This window comes from Bradyrhizobium sp. WSM471, from assembly GCF_000244915.1.
Classification (GTDB): Bacteria; Pseudomonadota; Alphaproteobacteria; order Rhizobiales; family Xanthobacteraceae; genus Bradyrhizobium.
Genome location: NZ_CM001442.1, coordinates 7,473,163 through 7,491,205, shown reverse-complemented (window position 1 = coordinate 7,491,205; position 18,043 = coordinate 7,473,163). Strand labels below are relative to the sequence as shown.

At 60.1% G+C, this 18,043-nt stretch carries 18 protein-coding genes and 1 pseudogene; 11 read left to right on the top strand and 8 right to left on the bottom strand.

Going from position 1 to position 18,043, the window contains the following annotated elements:
- The first annotated feature begins 5 nt into the window (after positions 1–5).
- Entirely contained in the window at positions 6–521 is a 516-nt protein-coding gene (locus BRA471DRAFT_RS34290) for a PolC-type DNA polymerase III (protein WP_035974511.1), read from the top strand.
- Between the two features lie 212 nt (positions 522–733).
- Here the strand turns inward: BRA471DRAFT_RS34290 and BRA471DRAFT_RS38590 are convergent, their stop codons facing one another.
- Positions 734–2,425 (bottom strand): recombinase family protein, encoded by a 1,692-nt coding sequence (locus tag BRA471DRAFT_RS38590; protein WP_007615656.1) that lies wholly within the window; start codon positions 2,423–2,425, stop codon positions 734–736.
- Between the two features lie 247 nt (positions 2,426–2,672).
- Between BRA471DRAFT_RS38590 and BRA471DRAFT_RS34280 the strand changes: the two genes are divergently transcribed.
- The 4 genes from BRA471DRAFT_RS34280 to BRA471DRAFT_RS34265 all read left to right on the top strand — a co-directional run bounded on the left by BRA471DRAFT_RS34280 (position 2,673) and on the right by BRA471DRAFT_RS34265 (position 5,427).
- Positions 2,673–2,939: a hypothetical protein gene (locus tag BRA471DRAFT_RS34280; RefSeq protein ID WP_007615655.1), complete on the top strand. Its 267-nt coding sequence runs from the start codon at positions 2,673–2,675 to the stop codon at positions 2,937–2,939.
- Positions 2,940–3,141: 202 nt separating this feature from the next.
- Positions 3,142–3,390 (top strand): response regulator, encoded by a 249-nt coding sequence (locus BRA471DRAFT_RS34275; protein ID WP_231171008.1) that lies wholly within the window; start codon positions 3,142–3,144, stop codon positions 3,388–3,390.
- 118 nt (positions 3,391–3,508) lie between these two features.
- A complete protein-coding gene (locus BRA471DRAFT_RS34270) occupies positions 3,509–4,300 on the top strand; it encodes an alpha/beta fold hydrolase (protein WP_007615654.1) in 792 nt (263 codons plus the stop codon).
- Positions 4,300–5,427 (top strand): PAS domain-containing sensor histidine kinase, encoded by a 1,128-nt coding sequence (locus BRA471DRAFT_RS34265; protein WP_007615653.1) that lies wholly within the window; start codon positions 4,300–4,302, stop codon positions 5,425–5,427. The genes BRA471DRAFT_RS34270 and BRA471DRAFT_RS34265 overlap by 1 nt, the downstream gene beginning before the upstream one ends.
- Positions 5,428–5,602: 175 nt before the next feature.
- Here BRA471DRAFT_RS34265 and BRA471DRAFT_RS34260 read toward each other — a convergent pair whose 3' ends face one another.
- From BRA471DRAFT_RS34260 to BRA471DRAFT_RS39895, 3 genes and pseudogenes are all read right to left on the bottom strand, one after another.
- Entirely contained in the window at positions 5,603–6,304 is a 702-nt protein-coding gene (locus BRA471DRAFT_RS34260; RefSeq protein WP_371258296.1) for a GrlR family regulatory protein, read from the bottom strand.
- Positions 6,305–7,072: 768 nt separating this feature from the next.
- Positions 7,073–7,477 (bottom strand): hypothetical protein, encoded by a 405-nt coding sequence (locus BRA471DRAFT_RS34255; RefSeq protein WP_007615650.1) that lies wholly within the window; start codon positions 7,475–7,477, stop codon positions 7,073–7,075.
- Between the two features lie 13 nt (positions 7,478–7,490).
- Positions 7,491–7,689, bottom strand: a pseudogene (locus BRA471DRAFT_RS39895) (hypothetical protein).
- A 349-nt stretch (positions 7,690–8,038) separates the two neighbouring features.
- Between BRA471DRAFT_RS39895 and BRA471DRAFT_RS35850 the strand changes: the two are divergent.
- Positions 8,039–8,539: an ABC transporter substrate binding protein gene (locus BRA471DRAFT_RS35850; protein ID WP_245266042.1), complete on the top strand. Its 501-nt coding sequence runs from the start codon at positions 8,039–8,041 to the stop codon at positions 8,537–8,539.
- Positions 8,463–8,798, top strand: coding sequence for an ABC transporter substrate binding protein (locus BRA471DRAFT_RS39890; protein ID WP_231171007.1), 336 nt, complete (start codon positions 8,463–8,465; stop codon positions 8,796–8,798). The genes BRA471DRAFT_RS35850 and BRA471DRAFT_RS39890 overlap by 77 nt, the downstream gene beginning before the upstream one ends.
- A gap of 64 nt (positions 8,799–8,862) precedes the next feature.
- Here the strand turns inward: BRA471DRAFT_RS39890 and BRA471DRAFT_RS34245 are convergent, their stop codons facing one another.
- Positions 8,863–9,495, bottom strand: a complete 633-nt coding sequence (locus BRA471DRAFT_RS34245; protein WP_007615648.1) for a tyrosine-type recombinase/integrase — start codon at positions 9,493–9,495, stop codon at positions 8,863–8,865.
- A 249-nt stretch (positions 9,496–9,744) separates the two neighbouring features.
- On the opposite strand from BRA471DRAFT_RS34245, the gene BRA471DRAFT_RS34240 reads away from it, so the two are divergent.
- Entirely contained in the window at positions 9,745–10,821 is a 1,077-nt protein-coding gene (locus BRA471DRAFT_RS34240) for an adenylate/guanylate cyclase domain-containing protein (protein ID WP_231171006.1), read from the top strand.
- Positions 10,822–10,871: 50 nt separating this feature from the next.
- Positions 10,872–11,069: a hypothetical protein gene (locus BRA471DRAFT_RS39885; RefSeq protein ID WP_231171005.1), complete on the top strand. Its 198-nt coding sequence runs from the start codon at positions 10,872–10,874 to the stop codon at positions 11,067–11,069.
- Between the two features lie 89 nt (positions 11,070–11,158).
- Here the strand turns inward: BRA471DRAFT_RS39885 and BRA471DRAFT_RS34235 are convergent, their stop codons facing one another.
- Entirely contained in the window at positions 11,159–11,914 is a 756-nt protein-coding gene (locus BRA471DRAFT_RS34235) for a class I SAM-dependent methyltransferase (protein ID WP_256379937.1), read from the bottom strand.
- Positions 11,915–13,206: 1,292 nt separating this feature from the next.
- Here BRA471DRAFT_RS34235 and BRA471DRAFT_RS34230 point away from each other — a divergent pair.
- Positions 13,207–13,677, top strand: a complete 471-nt coding sequence (locus BRA471DRAFT_RS34230) for a nuclear transport factor 2 family protein (RefSeq protein ID WP_007615639.1) — start codon at positions 13,207–13,209, stop codon at positions 13,675–13,677.
- Positions 13,678–13,917: 240 nt separating this feature from the next.
- Here BRA471DRAFT_RS34230 and BRA471DRAFT_RS34225 read toward each other — a convergent pair whose 3' ends face one another.
- Complete coding sequence (locus BRA471DRAFT_RS34225; protein WP_007615637.1) at positions 13,918–15,708, bottom strand: adenylate/guanylate cyclase domain-containing protein; 1,791 nt, start codon at positions 15,706–15,708, stop codon at positions 13,918–13,920.
- A gap of 431 nt (positions 15,709–16,139) precedes the next feature.
- Positions 16,140–17,102: an ABC transporter substrate-binding protein gene (locus BRA471DRAFT_RS34220; RefSeq protein WP_157234111.1), complete on the bottom strand. Its 963-nt coding sequence runs from the start codon at positions 17,100–17,102 to the stop codon at positions 16,140–16,142.
- A gap of 322 nt (positions 17,103–17,424) precedes the next feature.
- Here BRA471DRAFT_RS34220 and BRA471DRAFT_RS34215 point away from each other — a divergent pair, with 322 nt between their 5' ends.
- A complete protein-coding gene (locus BRA471DRAFT_RS34215; RefSeq protein WP_007615633.1) occupies positions 17,425–17,793 on the top strand; it encodes a hypothetical protein in 369 nt (122 codons plus the stop codon).
- Positions 17,794–18,043 lie beyond the last annotated feature (250 nt).

The window sequence follows — 18,043 nt, the reverse complement described above, 5'->3', positions numbered from 1 at the left end:
ACGTCGTGGTCGACATCGAGACCACCGGCTCATGGTCGAACGGCGACCGCATCACCGAGATCGGCGCTGTGAAGATCCGCAACCACCGGGTCGTGGACGAGTGGCACTCTCTCCTCAACCCGCAGCGTTCCATTCCGGCAAAGATCGTCCAGCTGACCGGCATCACGAACGAAATGGTTCGGGACGCGCCTTTGTTCGCCGAAGTCGCGGATTCCTTCATGCAGTTCATGGCCGACGGCATCTTCGTCGCCCATAACGTCAGCTTCGACTACGGTTTCATCACCTACGAATTCGAGCGGATTGGGCGGCGCTTCAGATTTCCGAAGCTCTGCACGTGTGCCGGGATGCGGCGGCGCTATCCGGGACACAAGTCCTACGGACTGGGGAAGCTCTGCGAGATCTACGGCATATCGCTCGCCACCCACCACCGCGCCCTATGCGACGCGCGGGCCTCGGCGCAGCTGTTGAATCTCATCAATCAGAAGCGGAGTGAGGAGAGATATATCGGCGAAGCCGCCTAGCGGTTCGAGCCGATCGGGTGGCTTGGAAACGGCGCCAGAGAATTCCGATAAGACGAAATTTGTCTTGCTCCGTCGGGCAAAACAGTGGTTCATAAGGCGCTGGTCCTAGCGAGACGAAGGAGCCAGCCCGATGGCGAATGACGTGGACACCTCCTCGGAATTGTCCAAGATCGCGAAGCTGAACGGTGACTTCCGAAGGAATTACGGCACTCTCATCGGTGCGATTTTGTACCTCCGCACCGTAAGCGCCGCCCGCCGAAGCCCTTGGCTTTGGGCTGGCCTGATCTCGATCGCTTTTTCGGCGGTGCTGAGCTGGTTGGGGCGGCACGGGTGGTTTTTGCCAGCGTTGCTTTGATGGCCGCGAACAGCGCCCCCCTTTCCCGGTAAAGCGCCCCGCGATGGCGACGAAGGGAGCCTGATGCGAGCCAGACGTAGCGTCCCGACCTCAACGAGGCAGGCAGTAGAACGTAATCCTCGATCTCGCGATTTGCCGCATCCAACCGCATCACGGCAAGCAGGCCCGATGAAATCTGTCTTCGATAGGCCTTCCATTGCGCAGCGTGATCCTCTCCCCGTCGCGCCAGCCGTCGCGCGACGAGAAACGAAACTACCCGCCTGCCTTCGACATCGACGCCGATCCCGTCCGGAGCGAGCTCCGGCCGAAGACCAACGTCGTTTCGCAACACCTCCGCGAGCTCGGTTACGTGCCTCGCCTGTTCGGCAGTCCAAAACTCCCGGGTGTCGATCCAGTCGCAGTCGCGCGGCGACTCGTATCCGATCAGCGCATACGCCTTCCGCAGCGATCCGAAATGCTTCACGTACGCCGAGACGTGATTGAGACCGAGCGTCGTATTGATGATGCGCGAGTTGAGCTTTCCGCGCCGGCGCAGCGTAAGGCGCAGGCGCAACAACATCTCATTTTCGGGGATCTCCACGCGCCGTTCGGCCAGCAGTTTCTGGGCGCGTGCGAAGATGCCGGGGTCCACGATAGGCTCGATCTGCGCAGCGCCTCGGACCCAGGTGTGATCCGGATTCTTGACCAGCTTCTGCCCCAACCGTCGCGAGGTGCGATTGTAGACGGTCTTACCGATGTAGTTCTCGTTCGCCAGGATGGTGGGGATCATACCGTCGGTCCAAGGGCGGCCATTGTGATTGGCGATGCCTGCGTCGTTCAGGTGTCGCCTGATGTCGCTGTACGATCTTCGGCCGTTCACGAACTGATCGAAAATGGACCGGATCACGGCCGCCTCCTCAGCGGAGCCGTGCTGCAGGCGAACGCGATCCGATTGCAGGGCCTTGAACTGGCCCTTTGCGAGAAAGCCCTTGGGATGCTCGCTTTCGTCGACCATCAAGCGTCGAAGGCCGTAACCCACAGGAGCGCCGACCCGGTAACCGAGGCTCGCGACCCGGCAGTGTCCCGCGTGCACCTTGACCGAGAGTTCCCGGCTCCACTCTGCGGCCATGCCGCGCTTCAGGCTTTTCGCGATCCCTGAAACGAAGGTGCCGTCGTTCTTGAAGAGCTCCGCGCAGTATTCGACCTGCACGCCGCTCCGCTTGCACAGGAATTCGTAGTAGGCGCTCTCGTCGACATCCTGGAATCGCCCCCAACGACTGACGTCGTAGACGAGGATGTGGTCGAAGTCGGCTTGCCCCGACTGCACGTCCTCAATCAGCTCAATGAGACCCGGCCGTCCCTTGATCCGGAGGCCGCTGCGGCCCTCGTCCGCATAGGTGCGGACGATTGTAAGAGCGTTCGCCTCGGCATAGGTGGCGATGGCTGCCATCTGGTTCTTGATCGAGTAGCGTTGGAGCTCCCTCGACATCCGGACGTATTGCGCGGCGCGACGCGCTCGGGTCCGCCTCGCCAGGCCTGTCCCCTCGGGAACGACGAGCCAGTTACCCACGCACCCCTCCTGCTACTTCAGAGGTACCCGCGAGTGCAATTACACCTTCCGCGGTCGGGATAGCAACGCTGAACACCCCGCAGAGCTTGGGGCGCGCCTCATGCTGGCACCGGAAGGTGGCGTTGTGCACAGCGCCGCGGAACACGGGAACAAACCTCAGCCCTGCCGATTGCGAATCCCTGCTGCGTGCTAACCGCCCGGAACGAGAAGACGGGCGAAGGGATTCGTCCCGGCAGGAGCAAGCTCGATGCTGATGACGAAGGAAAGACGCCCGGCGATCAGAACACTGCGCGGATGGGCGCTCGGCGTGCTGCAGGAGGCGGGCGTCGTTCACGAATGCGAGGAGCATGGCTGGGCGAAGGACCGCGCCGACCCTCACGCCCGGGAGCGCGCGTTGGACATCGCGAGGCAGGAACCCCCAGACGGTTTGTCTCCGGACCAGGCCGTCGCCGAGGTCCGCCAAGTGCTGGATTCGGTCGGCGATACCTGCCCGGAGTGCCAGCCCGAGGAGTAGCCGTTCGACCGAGAACGTCAGCAGCGGAACCTCGCCGTACCTCAGACGTTCGAAACTGATTGCGAATCAAAGTCTTGAGGGTCGTCCGGTGCGTATACTTGTAGTCGAGGACGATCCGCTCGTTCGGGAGTTCGTAGTCGAGGCGCTGCGCGACGAAGGTTGGAACGTGATCGAGGCCGGAGAAGGCGAGGAGGCACTATGATTGTGCCGAACGAAACATCCGGACATTCTCGTCACCGACATCAAGCTGCCCGGACGTATCGACGGTTGGCAGATCGCGGAGCGGTGCCGAGAGCGCGATCCGGGGCTCCCCGTTATCTACGTGACCGGCTTTTCCCCGGTCGAGGCCAGGCCGGTCCCGGACAGTTTCACCCTCCACAAACCGTACCATCCGGACCGTATCGTTGAGGCCATCAGGACGATGGGCAAGGAAAGGCCGAGCCTCGGTTGAAATCCAAGACATCCCCCTCGACCCCGGTACTCCGGCCGGTCCAGGAAGAGATCTGTTGGCGAGCCACTCGGCCGCGACTAGGATGACAAAAACCTCCCGAAATAAGAAGAGGCTACCGATGCCGGGCGTGATCGAACGAAACAATGTCCACGTCCGGGGAGCCGGCAGCAGGGGGATGATGTTCGCTCACGGCTTCGGCTGCGACCAGAACATGTGGCGGTTTGTGGCGCCCGCTTTCGAGAAGGACTTCAAGACGGTCGTGTTCGACCACGTGGGCGCCGGCGGCTCCGATCTGTCGGCGTACGACCGGAGCAAGTATTCCAGCCTGGGCGGGTATGCGGACGACGTGGTGGAAATCGGCCGCGAGCTAGATCTCCAGGACTCCGTCTTCGTCGGTCATTCGGTCAGCAGCATGATCGGGGTGCTCGCCGCTCAGAAGGCGCCCGGCATGTTCGGCAAGCTGGTGCTTATCGGCCCCTCCGCCCGCTACATCGACGACGAAGGCTATGTGGGCGGGTTCAGCGCAAAGCAGATCGAGGAGCTCCTTCAGTTTCTGGAGTCCAACCACATGGGCTGGTCCGCGCAGATGGCGCCGGCGATCATGGGCAATCCGGATCGCCCAGAGCTTGGAGCCGAGCTCACCAACAGCTTCTGCCGAACGGATCCCGAGATCGCAAAGGCATTCGCCCGCGTGACCTTCACCTCCGACAACCGGAAGGATCTGCCGGGCGTCAGCGTTCCGACCCTGGTCCTGCAGTGTAGCGAGGACATCATCGCATCCCAGGAGGTCGGCGATTACGTGAACCGCAGCATTCCAAACAGCCGGATGATCGTTCTGAAGGCGACAGGCCATTGTCCGAACCTCAGCGCGCCGGATGAAGTGGTCGAGGCGATGCGGACATTCGTCTAGTGGACATCTCTGGCCCAGATTTCCAGGACCTGGTCGAGAACGCACCGTGTGGGTACATCACCCTGCAGGCGAACGGTCGCGTCGATCAGGTGAACCGGACGTTCCTGGACTGGAGCGGACGTTCGGCCGAGCAGATGATCGGGAAACGCTTCAGCGATTTCCTGACCATGCCGGGCCGCATCTACTACGAAACCCACATCGCGCCCCTTCTGCGTATGCAGGGCTCCTTCCAGGAGTTCGCTATCGACATGCTGGCTGCCGACGATACCCCGCTGCAGATGATCGCGAACGCGAACGAGCGCCGGGATGCCGACGGCAAGCTGCTGCTGATACGGCTCGCACTGATTAAGGCGACCGATCGGCGGCGGTACGAACAAGAACTGCTTTCGGCACGCGAGTTGGCGAAGGCAGCCGAGAAGGCGATTGAGGAACGGCTACAGCGCGAGAACGAGGCCTCCGAGTTGCGCGAGCAGTTCATTGCGGTCCTGGGCCATGACCTCCGCAATCCGCTCGCCTCGATCAGCGCCGGCGCCCGTATTCTGGATCGCACCGTCCAGAGCGAGAAGGAGCGCCAGATCATCGCGATGATGCAGACGACGGTCATGAGGATGTCCGCGCTGATCGACGACGTGCTCGATTTTGCGCGCGGCCGGCTCGGCGGCGGAATATCTCTTGACCGCAACACGACCGAACCGCTGGAACGCACTCTCGCTCAAGTCGTCGACGAGCTCAGATTGGCAACGCCCGGCCGGGTGATCGACGCCGAATTCGAGATCGATCGCGCCGTGAATTGCGATCGCACCAGGATAGGTCAGCTCCTATCCAACCTGGTGGGCAATGCGCTGACGCACGGGTCCTCGAACAAGCCAGTCGTGGTGGGCGCCGAGACGACCGCAACCGCATTCGAACTTTGGGTCTCCAACGCGGGGGATCCCATCCCTCCCGAAGCAATGGACAAGCTGTTCGAGCCATTCTTTCGCGGAAAGGCTCGTGCCAGCCGTCAGGGTCTCGGGTTGGGCCTCTATATTGCGTCCCAGATCGCAGAAGCTCACAAGGGAAGGCTGACGGTCACATCAACTCCAGAGGAGACACGGTTCACGTTCTTGATGCCGCTAGATGCCGTCTGAACGTCTTGGAACTTGTGAAGCTACGGACTGACTGCGTGACCATGATTCTGAGATCTCTCAGAGATAGGCTTGACGGTGTGGCGCGGCCGTCTGCGGAGATGAACTGATCCCGGACCGGTTTCTACGCCATGGTGGACCGTTGAAGCGGCTTCACCAGAGCACGAACTGAACTATTTCAGATCCTGTGCAGCAGCTTCATCTCGGCGGCCAGCTGGAAACTTCGTTTTCCGGCCAGCGCCGTCGCCTCCCAAACGGCGCCATCGGCCTCGCAGCTGCCCGAGAAGCCAATGCCCACTTCGTAACCGCCGAAGATCGCGTCGCGAGCCGCCGTGTGTTCCTGGTTGACGATTTCACCGCGCCAGCGGTTATCCGCAGAGGAGTAAGAGCCGAGATAGTAGAAGAAGGCGTCTCCGCCCAGCATGCGGCCGTCCTCCAGCAGCATCACACCGGTCAGTCCGCCGTCAATCCCATCGAGCGCGCGCATGCGCAGCCCGTAAAGGCCATTTGGGATGCCGCCGTTGCCGACCTTTCCTGGCGGCGGCAATGCCTCCTCGTCCAAGCTGGTCATCACGGCATGCATCACTTGATTAGGGAGCCGGACCGGAGAGGCGTCGAAATGATAGGAATCGCCAACCGCGCGGCCGCGCAGGATCAGCTCGTCATCGTCCGCACCATAGAGCTGCCGCACCTCGGGATTCATGGCATGGCGCTGTCCGGCTACGCGACCGACGATCACGCCATCGATCTCTTCGTAGCTTCCGACGTGGGCGAAAGCCGAGTTTCCCCCCAGCATGCGGCCACCGCGCACATGCATGACGCTACGGTTCAGCACGGGGCCAGCGCGATACTCGCATTTGTACAACCCGTCGAACAACACCCTGTCCCCGCTATGCCTAGCGTATTGTAGCCGGTCCGAGGGTACGCGAAAAGGCGGCTGGTACAGCAAGAGCAAACCGCCGCCTCACGGCTCGCGTTAATCCGCCATCCCGGCGACGGTACTGGCGACCCAGCGGCCGCAGGCCAGGAGAGTGTTTGGAATGTCCTTGCCGCAATGGATTTGAGAGCATCGAACGACCACGTTTGGACCGTGGTCAATGAGCTGGAAAGCGCGATTTCAGGGCCGTTCGTTCGCAACTGACCGAACTGTCAGCGGCGCTGCGACCGGCACCAACCATTTCATCACGCATCGCGACAGGAAATCTCAATATTGGCTTGGGCTCGAGCCGGCCGCCGGATTCAATAGGCAAGCGCTCCCGAGCCGCCGCTTCGGCCACGTGACGGGTCGGCCATTGCCGCCGGCGGCCGGCTCGCCCCCCTCTCATCGGCAGAAACATCGGTCCGGGAGGCGGGGGCGGGAATCCGGATCAACAACGTTGGATCAGGCCGGAATTGGGCCGCGTGCCGTGCCGCAGCTCGTCGGACAGCAGCTTCCGCGGCGCGGCCCGGTCGGGACGCCGCCGACGATAGCGACGACGTCCATCCGTAAATCGGCTCCTGCGCATTTGACGTACCAGTTCCGCGCCTCCCCAACCGCCGCGTTTGTGTTTTGAGCGACGGGAAATTTCCCAGGTTTCTGCAACTGTTCTCCGTAGAATCCGCGAGCGCTGCCGTGTCGAGGCGCTACGCAGCACGGCGCAGGGTGACGTTAGGAAGCGTTGGCCCGCGCTCGTTCGCGCGCCTCGCGCCGACGCTCGCGGCGTTCGCGCCGCCGGTTCGCCCGCTCGGCCGGTTGCGGGAGGGCGGGCAGCGGCGCTGCTACGGTCTCGGCCGAAGGCGCCTCGATCGTCCGATCGGTCTCCGGGCGAGCTTCCATGAACTCCAGCACCGCCCGACCCTTGTCGGTGATCTTCCACCCGCCGCTTTCGCGCTCGACCAGGCCTTGCGAGAAGATGTCGAGGTCGGGTATGCGGGCGCCTAGCCGCTTCGTGCGCTCGGCCCAATCCCGACCGCTGGTGGCCAGGATCGCCATGTCGCGTCTGAGGTCGGCCATCACGGCGAAGCCGCATGGATAGCTCACCAGGATCTTCAGCACCGTGACCTGGAAGTTCACCGAAGTCCCTCGGTCAGCGCCACATCGTGGGCGCGCGGGAGAGCGCTTCGCGACCGACCTGTCGGAGACTTTCGGGCGAGGTTTCGCCCTTGGTGGCGGCCTCCAAGATCTTCGAGGCGACGTGTCCGTGCCCCGATCTCACGGTGCGAAACGCTCTGGCAGACTTCATCGAGGACCGCGCGCAAAAGCGCGGTGGTGGCGGTATCGAACATGAGTTGCCCCCAATAAGGGAAAGTAGGATCTTAGCCAAATTTTCCCGGTTTTGGATTCAGGCATGTTAATCGGTAAATGCGGATCGAGGCAGCAACAGATTTGAACATTCCGAGACGCAGGGCAGTCAGCTTCTGCTTCCTATTGCGGACGTCCCGCCGGCTGCATGTGAAGACCGCTAGTGACCCCGAGCGGACCCTGTTGCAATCGTAGAACAAGACCGCATTTGATCGATCTCGACCATCCTCACACGAATGTCGCCGGGCAACGAGCTTCCTAAATTGCCGGCATAGACTGCTGCAACGTGCTAACCTCGCCCCGCAACGGCGTGGCCCGTACGAGGGGGGACACATGCGACGGCGAGAATTTATTGGAAATCTCGGCGTTCTTGGCGCTGCAGCAGGATCGACATTGTTTAGTCGGGGCTCGAGCGCTCAGCCTGCGCGAAAACGGCCGGTCATTGCGTGGGCGGGAGCTCCGCCCGCAGGTGCGCCTGCAGGCGTAAACGTGCCGCAATTCATTTTAGACCTGGTGTACGGCAATTTTGTTAAGGGTCTTGCGGAGTTCGGATACGAGCATGGTCGGAATGTGGAGGTCATAAAGCGCTTTGACATGTTTTCTGATCGAGTAGCAACCATGGAAGAGATGGTGGCCCTAGCCAAACCCGATGTCATCGTCGCGCCCGCGACATTGCAAGCCGTCGAGGCCCGAAAGGCGACATCGACGATACCGATTGTTTGCGGCGCACTCGCAGACGCGGTTCATCTCGGATTGATTGCCAGCGAAGCTCGTAGTCCTTCAGACCAATCTGCTCCTTGTCCGATGCGAGCAGATCGGCGCCATTGCCCTTGAAAGGCGGCTGCCGACCGTGTTCGGATACCGCGAGCATGTTATTCACGGGGGCCTTGTGAGCTATGGCGTTGACTTGCGCTGGTGTTATCGCCGCACAGGCTATTTTGTGGATAAGATACTCAGGGGGGTACACCCAGGCGACCTCCCCATCGAATTTCCAAGCAAGCTGTGGCTGGCAGTCAACCTCAAGACGGCAAAGGCGCTCGACGTCGCTATACCAGCAGCACTCCTCGCCCGCGGCGACGAGGTGATTGAATAGTTCCGCTTCTGGCCCGGAGCCGTCTGTGAGGGCAGCGCAGAGTACGTCTGCTCTGCCCCCGAAGTCAGACGTCAACTTGTTCAGCTATCGCGAGGGCGTCGTCGACCTCGATGCATAGATATCGGACGGTGCTCTCGATCTTGGTATGCCCCAAAAGGAGCTGTACGGCTCGCAGGTTGCCGGTTCGGCGATAGATCAAAGTCGCCTTGGTCCGGCGGAGGGAATGCGTCCCGAACAGGTGCGGATCCAGTCCGATATCGGCGATCCAGTAAGATAGGAGTCGGGCGTACTGGCGGGTCGTCATATGCCCACTCCGCCGGCGGCCAGTGAATAAGTATTCTCCTGACTTCTTGCCAGTAAGCCGCAGGTAGTCGTCGATTGCCTGCCGGGTCGATTCCGTCAGTTCAAATTTAACTGGCCGGCCGGTCTTCTGTTGTCGGACGGTCGCGCGGTCGGCGGCATATCCGCCCGGCGCAAGGTCATCGACTTTCAAGGCTACGACGTCGCAGCCGCGCAGCTTGCTATCGATGGCGACGTTGATCAGCGCCAGATCGCGCATTCGGCCTTCGACCTGGAGCTTGGTTCGGATTGACCAGACGTGCTTCGGACGGAGCGGCGGCTTTGCGCCGACGATCTTGCCCTTGTTCCAAGGAACGTGTTTCGAGACAGCAGGGATGGTGCTTGGGATATCGGTCATGGTGACCTCCTCAGCTAGTGAGGGTGGTCATTTTCAGCCCGGAGCCCTTCCAATCCCGCGTCCGCTTCTAGACGATTGGAGACGTACTTGTGTCCATTTCGAGCGATGATCAGACCGTTTTTGACCCGAATCGGTCATCGCGGGGCCAAAACCAGCCGTGCTTATGAGAGCCGACGTCAAGGCAAACGAGTACGGGGTTGATCTCGGCTTTTCAGGCGGCAACAATGAGATAGGCCCGAGGTTCGCTCGATGACTAAATCAAAGCTGCCCGAGACGCGCTATGCCCAAAGTGGCGAAGTTAGCATCGCCTATCAGATGATGGGCGAGGGGCCGGTCGACCTCATTTTAGTCCCCGGCTTTATCTCACATATCGAATTCCAGCACGACTTACCAGGATACACCGCTTTTCTGCGGCGGCTCGCAAGCTTCGGCCGGGTAGTGACGTTCGACAAGCGCGGACAGGGGATGTCGGACCGGATGTCGGGTGCGCCGTCCCTTGAAGTGCGAATGGACGATGTCCGTGCCGTCATGGATACTATCGGCTCCAAGCGCGCGGCGCTGGTCGGTTTTTCCGAAGGTGGGTGCATGAGTGTCCTATTCGCTGCGACATACCCCGAGCGCGTCTCGCATCTCATTCTGATCGGCTGCTTCAGTCGATCCGCGGACCGTTGGTCAGATGAGGCGTGGGAGGCACGCTTGGATCAGATCCTAAGGCTCTGGGGTGCTGGCGAACTGACCAAAACCATAGCTCCGAGCGAGGCGGGCAAACCAGCTGTGGTCGCGCAATATGCAAAATGGGAGCGGTTGGCGAGCAGTCCCGGCGCGCTACGAACACTCCTGCAACTCAACCGCCAGATCGACGTCAGCGCGATCCTGCCGACGTTGCAGGTGCCGGCCCTAGTGCTGCACAGCAAGGCCGACCTCCAAGTGCCCGTCGATCTCGGCCGGAAGCTTGCCGCAGGGATCTCTGGCGTCAAATACATTGAAAACCCGGCGGGCGACCACGCCGTTTGGACCTCCAATAATGAAACCGTGCCGGGCCAAATCGAGGAGTTCGTTACCGGCCGTCGCGATCACGGTGCGGTCGAGGTCGAGCGTGTGCTGGCAACTGTGCTATTCACCGACATTGTTGACTCAACCCGCAGCGCGGCGGCAATGGGCGACGAGCGCTGGCTTCGGCTGCTCGGCGATCACGACCAGATTGCAAGGGATATGGTCGGTAAGCATCGTGGCAATCTGGTGAAGAGTACTGGCGATGGCGTTCTCGCGACCTTCGACGGTCCGGGACGAGCGGTGCGCTGCGCCATCGCATTGCCTCGGCAGTGAAAAAGATCGGGCTTCCCGTACGCGCCGGCCTGCACACGGGCGAGGTTGAGATGAGAGGCAACGATATTGGTGGCATCGCCGTGCACGCGGCTGCGCGCGTGATGTCACATTGCGGATCTGACGAAGTTCTGGTCTCGCGAGTCGTCACAGATCTCGTCGCCGGTGCGGGGCTGAAATTCGCCGAGCGCGGTTCTTACGAACTCAAAGGATTGCCCGGGAAGTGGGCTCTGTATGCCGCGAGCGGATAGCCCCTGAAGACGAAAAGATCGCGTTTTGTCCCATCAGCTGGCACAGCTACAGCGTGCCACAACTTCAGCTTCTGGACCGGGGCGGCCGTTCAAGTAGGAACCGTTCCCTTCACCGCCCAGGCGCTCGCGGCGAACGAGCGGGGACCATCAGCTTCACCATCTAAGTACGCGGCGCGAACCGCATCGCGAAGCCGTCTCCTCGCTTCAATCTGGAGGGACGCGACGTACTCAGCACCAGGTCCATCCTTACCCTCATAGGGTGCCCAGTAGTCCTCGAACGATGCGAATTCCATCCTGGTCGTCAACAGCGCGCCCTGCACATCGATCAGGCCGCCGCCGCGCCACGCCTGAGTCAGTTCTCCCGGTCGCGTCATTGGCCGCGTATTGTTACGGGCTCGCCGCTCATTCCCGCTCGGAAACAGCGCTGCAGCTGTATCGAAGAAGATCCGGGCAGCAACGAAGCCGCCGCGCGCATCCCAAACGGCCGCTCCGATTGTCGCGCCGGGTCGGGCAACACGGCGGAATTCGGCTACCGCCTTGCTTGTGTCCGGCACAAAGTGCAAGACCAGTAGCGACAGCACGTGGTCGAACGTTGCGTCGTCATAGGGCAGCGCGCAAACATCGCCGACGCTAAATTGTGCCTGTTTTCTTGGATTTGATCTGCTCGCATGTTCGACGTAGGCACTTGAAAAGTCGATACCCGAGATTTGCGCAGTGCTCGCGCGCTTCAGGATTGCCGACGTCAATGCTCCTGTACCGCACCCTGCGTCCAGAATGAATTCTCCATCGCAAGGTCCGCAAAAGTCCAGGAAAAGCTCCGCGAGACGACGGCTCCACCTTCCCATCTGCAGTTCATAACCATCCCCGCTAGAGGCAACGAACGTCGATGATAGAGCCATTGTGCACCCTACTATTTTGCGAATTTGCCTACCATGGCGCCTTGGCCGAGAAGATGAACCGTCGCTACATTGCCGATTGTCTTAGATTTTATCACTTGCCACGACCGCCACATAGCGGCACGAACAAAGGCGCGTCTTAGTGGTGACGCCTTCAGTTCGTCTCCCTCGAGCGACTGAATGACTGCTCATGGCCAGTCACGGCCTTTGGCCCGCTGCCGCTACATGTCGGTTAAGAGGGGTACAGCGGAAGTTCGCGGCCGAGCGCTAGACAGACGCTTGTGACCCGAAGCGGTCCTTGGACGGAGCATGCGCTGACTTCTATGGAAAGCGCACCTACGATCGATAAAATCCCCTCTCTAAGAGAGACGTGCCTTTGCGACCAAAAAAACTCCTACACACCGTCGCGGGCGTTTTGATGGCGCGGCAAAATGACGCCCGAGTACCGAACGAACGTAGGTTACGGTCGCCGCGCAGTGAGATCGCCCGCGGCTATGTCGAAGATGTTGGCAAACTGTGAGGTAGTTTATATCCCTGCATTCTTGGCCCACGCTAAGTGTGGCAGAGGCTTCTTACTTCAAAGGAGGCATCCAATGCTCGCCGCAATCAAATGGAACTCCCGATATAGCGCTCGCGAATGGGTGACGATGGCTGGGGTGCTCGTCGTCCAACTCCGCGCACTGAATGCAAACCGACAGAAGGGTGAAAGCAAGCCGAAGCGGCCACTCTGGAAACACTTCGACGACACTCATCATTGGGACTCAACCGCGGAGGAATGGGTCCCCGACAAGATCAGTGATAGTGCAACGTATAATGCGTCCCGCAGCCCGAGTTCCGAGACTCCCTCTCACTAGCGGGCCTATCGAGCGGTCCGGTCGCGCACAAGTAGCTGGATCAGGATGTGCGTGCCTCCGGCCGCTTGATAGCGATCCAGCAATTCCTTGGGCCGTTTGCCGGCCGCTTTGGTAAACAATCTGGATAACAAGGTCGGCCATCGCGCGCGTCGAGCAAGACACTTTCATCTGCCACATGCGTCAACTTGCCTGTCTTTCCCGACCGCATTCGCCGCCCGCCCCGTCGTAGGTTGGCGTGCGCCAAGCCGTGCAAAATGGCATATACTCACAAGGCGGTAGTATTACAGCCTAACGAAAGAATGCCCCTCGGAACAAATGCAACGCGACGTCCTACGTCAGGAGGACGTCGCGGTGCAATTGTGCATCACAACCAGAGGGGAAGTTGCTATGAAGCGACGTTCATTGCTCTTGGCATTGTGTTCTTCCGCCTTCATCTCTGCACCGGCACTGGCCGATGCGGTCAAGCAGGAGGCCGAAAAATTAGCCGTCGCCTACACCGACTGCGTCGCCAAGAAAGACGCGGCCTGTGTCGCTGCGCTCTATACAAAGGACGGGGTCCAGATCAACCCGGGCGGTGTGTTTTCCGATCTCAAGACCGTATACGAAAACAACTTCAAGAACGGCACCGATCATATAGAGATCAGAGTCGGCAACATGTCGGTCATCAACAACGATCTGGTCGTTGCCAACGGCGAGACCGACATCTTCGGTAAGGACTCTAAGAGCGGCGACGCCACCAAGGTCACAGTGTTCTGGGGCGCCATCGACATACGTGAAGGCGGCGCTTTAAAAATCCGCCAGTTGACCGTCGGCATGAAGCCGCCTCCAGCTAAGGAAGCCAGCGCCGACAAGAAGTAGGACGTCATCATGTCGTAAGTCACCACGCGCCCATCCTCTTTGAGGGTGGGCGTTTGATCTTGCTGCACGTCGGTCCGAAAGCGAAATACGGTTGCCTCGAAATGCACACCGCTCGCGCGATGTCTGCAAGTGGGGCCCTTAGCCGAAGGCCGGCTGAGCCCATGTCACTTCGGCTTTCGGAGGCAAACCCGACGGCAATCCAGCATCGTGTCTACCGCTGCTTTTGACTGGAAGCGCCCATCACCCTTCCGGCACGCCAGCGAGGCGAAAGCCTTCACACGTGCGCTTGAGCCCGGCAAGAAAAGCCGGGTTGTCACTTTGTTGAGCAGCGACAAAACGACGGATGGTGAAACCTGAGTTGAGCGCAAGTCCCGTTCTCGCAGCAGTTCGCGCCTCATCCAGCGCGCCGGTCAGGCCCAACGCTGCGGCGAGCGACAAATGAGCGATAGGGAAGTTGCGGTTCGCCTCAGTGCTTTGTCGTAGCCAATTGACGGCTTCGACGTCCAAACCAAGCTGTAGCTTCGCCACGCCCACAAAACACGTCCACTGGTAGGCTTCAACGTCGCGAGGGGAGAGACGTAAAGCCTCGCGTATATGGCCTTCGGTCTCGGCAGCGCGACCCAAATAGAACTTGGCAAAACCAAGGGCGGCATGAGAGTTGGCCCTATTCGAATCCAGCGCCAACGCATGCTCGAATTCACGGATGCCTTGGGCGGCCCGGTTCGTAAAGATCTGGACCCAACCCCGAGCCGAGTGGGCTGAAGTATAGTTCGGCCTGATCGACAATGCCTTATTCACCATCGCCTCAGCCGCTGCAAACCGCGCAGGCCCATCATCCGTGGTAAAGCTGGACCCAATTGCCGTATCGACAGTTGCCAGGCCAATCATTGCTTCGACGTTGCCGGGGTCGAACTCCAGAGCGCGTTCGAAGAAGCTCCGCGCCTGCGTTACGTCTTCAGCGCTAAACCCCTTCATCAACCAGGCCCGGCCCTGGAAGTACAAGTCCATCGCATCGGGATGCAGCGTACGCTCGGCTCGTCGCGCCTCAGCCACGATGAGTTGCGCACCTAATGTATTGGCGAGCCTCGATACGATTTCGTCCTGCATGTCGAACAAGTCGACGACAGGCTTCTCGAAGCGCTCGGCCCAAAGATGCTGGCCGCTCCTGGCATCGATCAACTGCACGTTCATCCGAAGCCGCTTGCCGCTGCGTTGCACTGAGCCTTCGAGCACGTAGCGAACGTTTAATTCGCGGCCGACTTGCCGTAAATCGACTGCTCTGCCCTTGTATAAGACGGCGCTGTTCCCTGCGATGACAAATGAACCAGCGATGCGCGACAAGTCCGTGGTCAAACTCTCGGTTACACCATCCACGAAATAGTCCTGCTCGCGATCCCCGCTCAGGTTCGCGAAGGGTAGCACGACGATGGATAGGCGCGGCGTTGAAAGCGGGGCCCGACTTGCGCGTTCAACCTGTGCCTCGGAGCTAGGCCCATCCCGGACCGCTGCATAGGTCCGGACGGGAAGGGCGATGTTCTTGAGGTTCTGCTCGCCCAGATCAGCGAACTCGATGCCCACTTTACCTCTGACGTGGTCATACGCGGAAGACGAGATGCAGATACCGCCTGGTTCTGCGATGCTTTCGAGCCGCGCCGCAATGTTTACGCCGTCCCCAAAAATGTCATGCGGTTCGACAATCACGTCGCCTATATTGATGCCCACCCGAAAGGCAATGTGATTGCCTTCCGGCTCATCGATCGTAAGTTCGTGAGTCCGGGTCTGGAACTGCATGGCGGCCCGAACCGCCTCTACCGCGCTGGCAAACTCCGCCAAAAACCCATCGCCTGTGTTTTTCACGACGCGGCCACCGTGCTCGGCGATCGCGGGGTAGACGGCCTCCATGAGGAGCGTCGTCAATTTGGCATGCGTAGCCTCCTCGTCATGGTGCATCAGCCGCGAATAGCCCGCCACGTCGGCTGCCAATATCGCCGACAATCTGCGTTCGATCCGGGACGGCCGCTCTTGCGCCATGACCTGGAGACCTTTTGGACTTGCCCATTCTACGATAAATCCGGCTGCCGTGCCACGACCACTCAAGCGGGACGGCAAAGTGGGCGTAATCGCCCGAAGATGACCATAGTGACGGCTGCATCAATCGGCATGACCTCCAATCGGTTCCCCGTTCAACCCCAAAAATCAGGCGCTCGCCTGCGAACGTTTCGTCCATTGCCAGAAGCTGCGAGCGTTGACGGGCGAAAAACTCAGGTTTACCGCCCACCCGAGGAGCGTTGCTCGGCCGTCGCAGATGAGATGATGTCGCCTTCTGGCCCAAGACGAAGAGCGGTTCAGTCGCCGTGACGTCGGCTGTCGCTGGTAAACCGGACGCCGAGCTGCACTTGCCGGCCAGCCGCTTTTGACCCAGAGCGGACGTCGGCCATATTCATCTCTCGGAAGCGGGATTCCTACTCAATCACTCGGTCCGCCATCAGAAGCACTTGCTCAGGGACAGTCAATCCCAATGCTTTGGCCGTCTGGAGATTGATCACAAACTCAAATTTGGTCGGCTGCTCAACCGGCAAGTCCGCTGGATTGGCGCCCTTTAGAATGCGGTCCACGTAGCCAGCCGCAAGTAGGAAGAGAGCCTTAAGGTCCGGCCCATAAGCCATCAATCCGCCCCGGTCTGGGTAAGTGTTGACTTGAAATATCGTGGGCAGCCGATACTCCAGAGCAATTGATGGCAAGGCATCGCGCGGTGGGTCCGCAAGTACATAAACCACATCGCAATCCGCCGCTTTCATATCCGCGAACGCTTTTTCAAGGTCTTCCGGGTTCGGCGCAATGAAGCGTTGCACCGAGATGCCGATGACCACTGCTGCCTTCGTCGCAGTTTGTGCCATCGCCGGGTGCACCGGGTTATTTGAGGTGAGTACGCCGATTTTCTGTACCTTGGGAAAGAGCAGGCGAATGATGTCCAGCGTCTTGGTCGTGAGATCAGCGAACATATTCGCTGTGCCGGTTATGTTGCCCCCGGGCCTGGTGAAACTCTTGACGAAGCCTGACCCGACAGGATCGGTGGCTGGCGACATAACAATCGGAATCGTCGAAGTGGCCCTTTGTGCCGCCGCAATCGCAGGTGTCGCTTCAGCGATGATAACGTCTGGCGTCAGTGCGATGAGCTCCGAGACTAGACCGGGCAGCAAAGAGTAGTGGCCTTTCGCCTCGCGCAGATCAATGATGAGGTCGCTCCCTTCCCGGTATCCCATCAACTTGAACGCTTCTCTGAACCATCCGATAATCCGCTCGCCTGAGCCAGAGGTAACCAACCCGACGCGCCGCGGTCGCAATGAATCGGCATCTGCAACAGCAGCGATAGCAATCGAACAGGCCGTCGTAAGCACCGCGCGACGCGTTACTATTCGACTCACGAGCCTCTCCTGATGTCCAATGATCCCGAAGGTAGCACGATCAGCGCGGGGATGGCTCACTTTGTTGCGGTGCACGAGTCCGCAATTGGCCCCAAGCCGGTTGTCACTGGCAAACCGGACGCCGATCCAACTTGGTGTGCACCGGTGCTTTTGCCCCATTGCAGACTTGAGCGGACACCCGTCTGACCTGGAGGCCGATTCCCAATCTGCTTATCCTTAAAGCTTTGAGCCACCGCCGTAACCTGAGCCAAACTATGCTCAGAAGCGATGGGTTTACTGATGATCTCTACCTTAGGTCGCGCAAGCATAGTCGGAGGTCTACGTGGGTTGGAAGCTTTTTGCATTCTTCGCTGTCTTGCTCGCGTGTTATGGTATCGCGGACGCTGGGACTTTTAATGCGGTGCAGATTGTCGACCTCGTAATTGAGGTGCTCGCGGCCAGCGGTCTCGTGCTGATGGCAATCGAGAATTTCCTTCCCGGTACGTTTTGGCGCGGATTCGCTGGCGCCTATTTTGCGTATTACTCTGTTTGGTTTGCAGAGAATGCTTTCATCACCGAGGGCGGGCCTGCGTCCGTCGTCATCGAAAGTGCACTCACATACGCTGTCTTTCATATCGCCATCAGCTATGGGCTTTGGCTGAATGGTTCGAGGCATGAGCAGCACGGCGCCGCGCGTCAAACCACTGGCTAAGACATATCCCAGAAGGTTAGCGCGCCGATGTACTTCCTCACTGCCTGTCTGATCGTGGTCGTCTTGAGTGCCGGGGCCGATCGAGGGCTCTATCACGGAACCCTCAGGGGCGGCTCGCGGCGTTTCTGCCCGCATTCTGCGCGGCAGTCTTTGCGTTGGTGCTACTACAGTTTGACCGTATTCAAAGTAAGCAGGAGGTCGGTCCCTTCGCAACGACCTATCTCCTCATGCTTGTTGTCTCCTTCTTTGG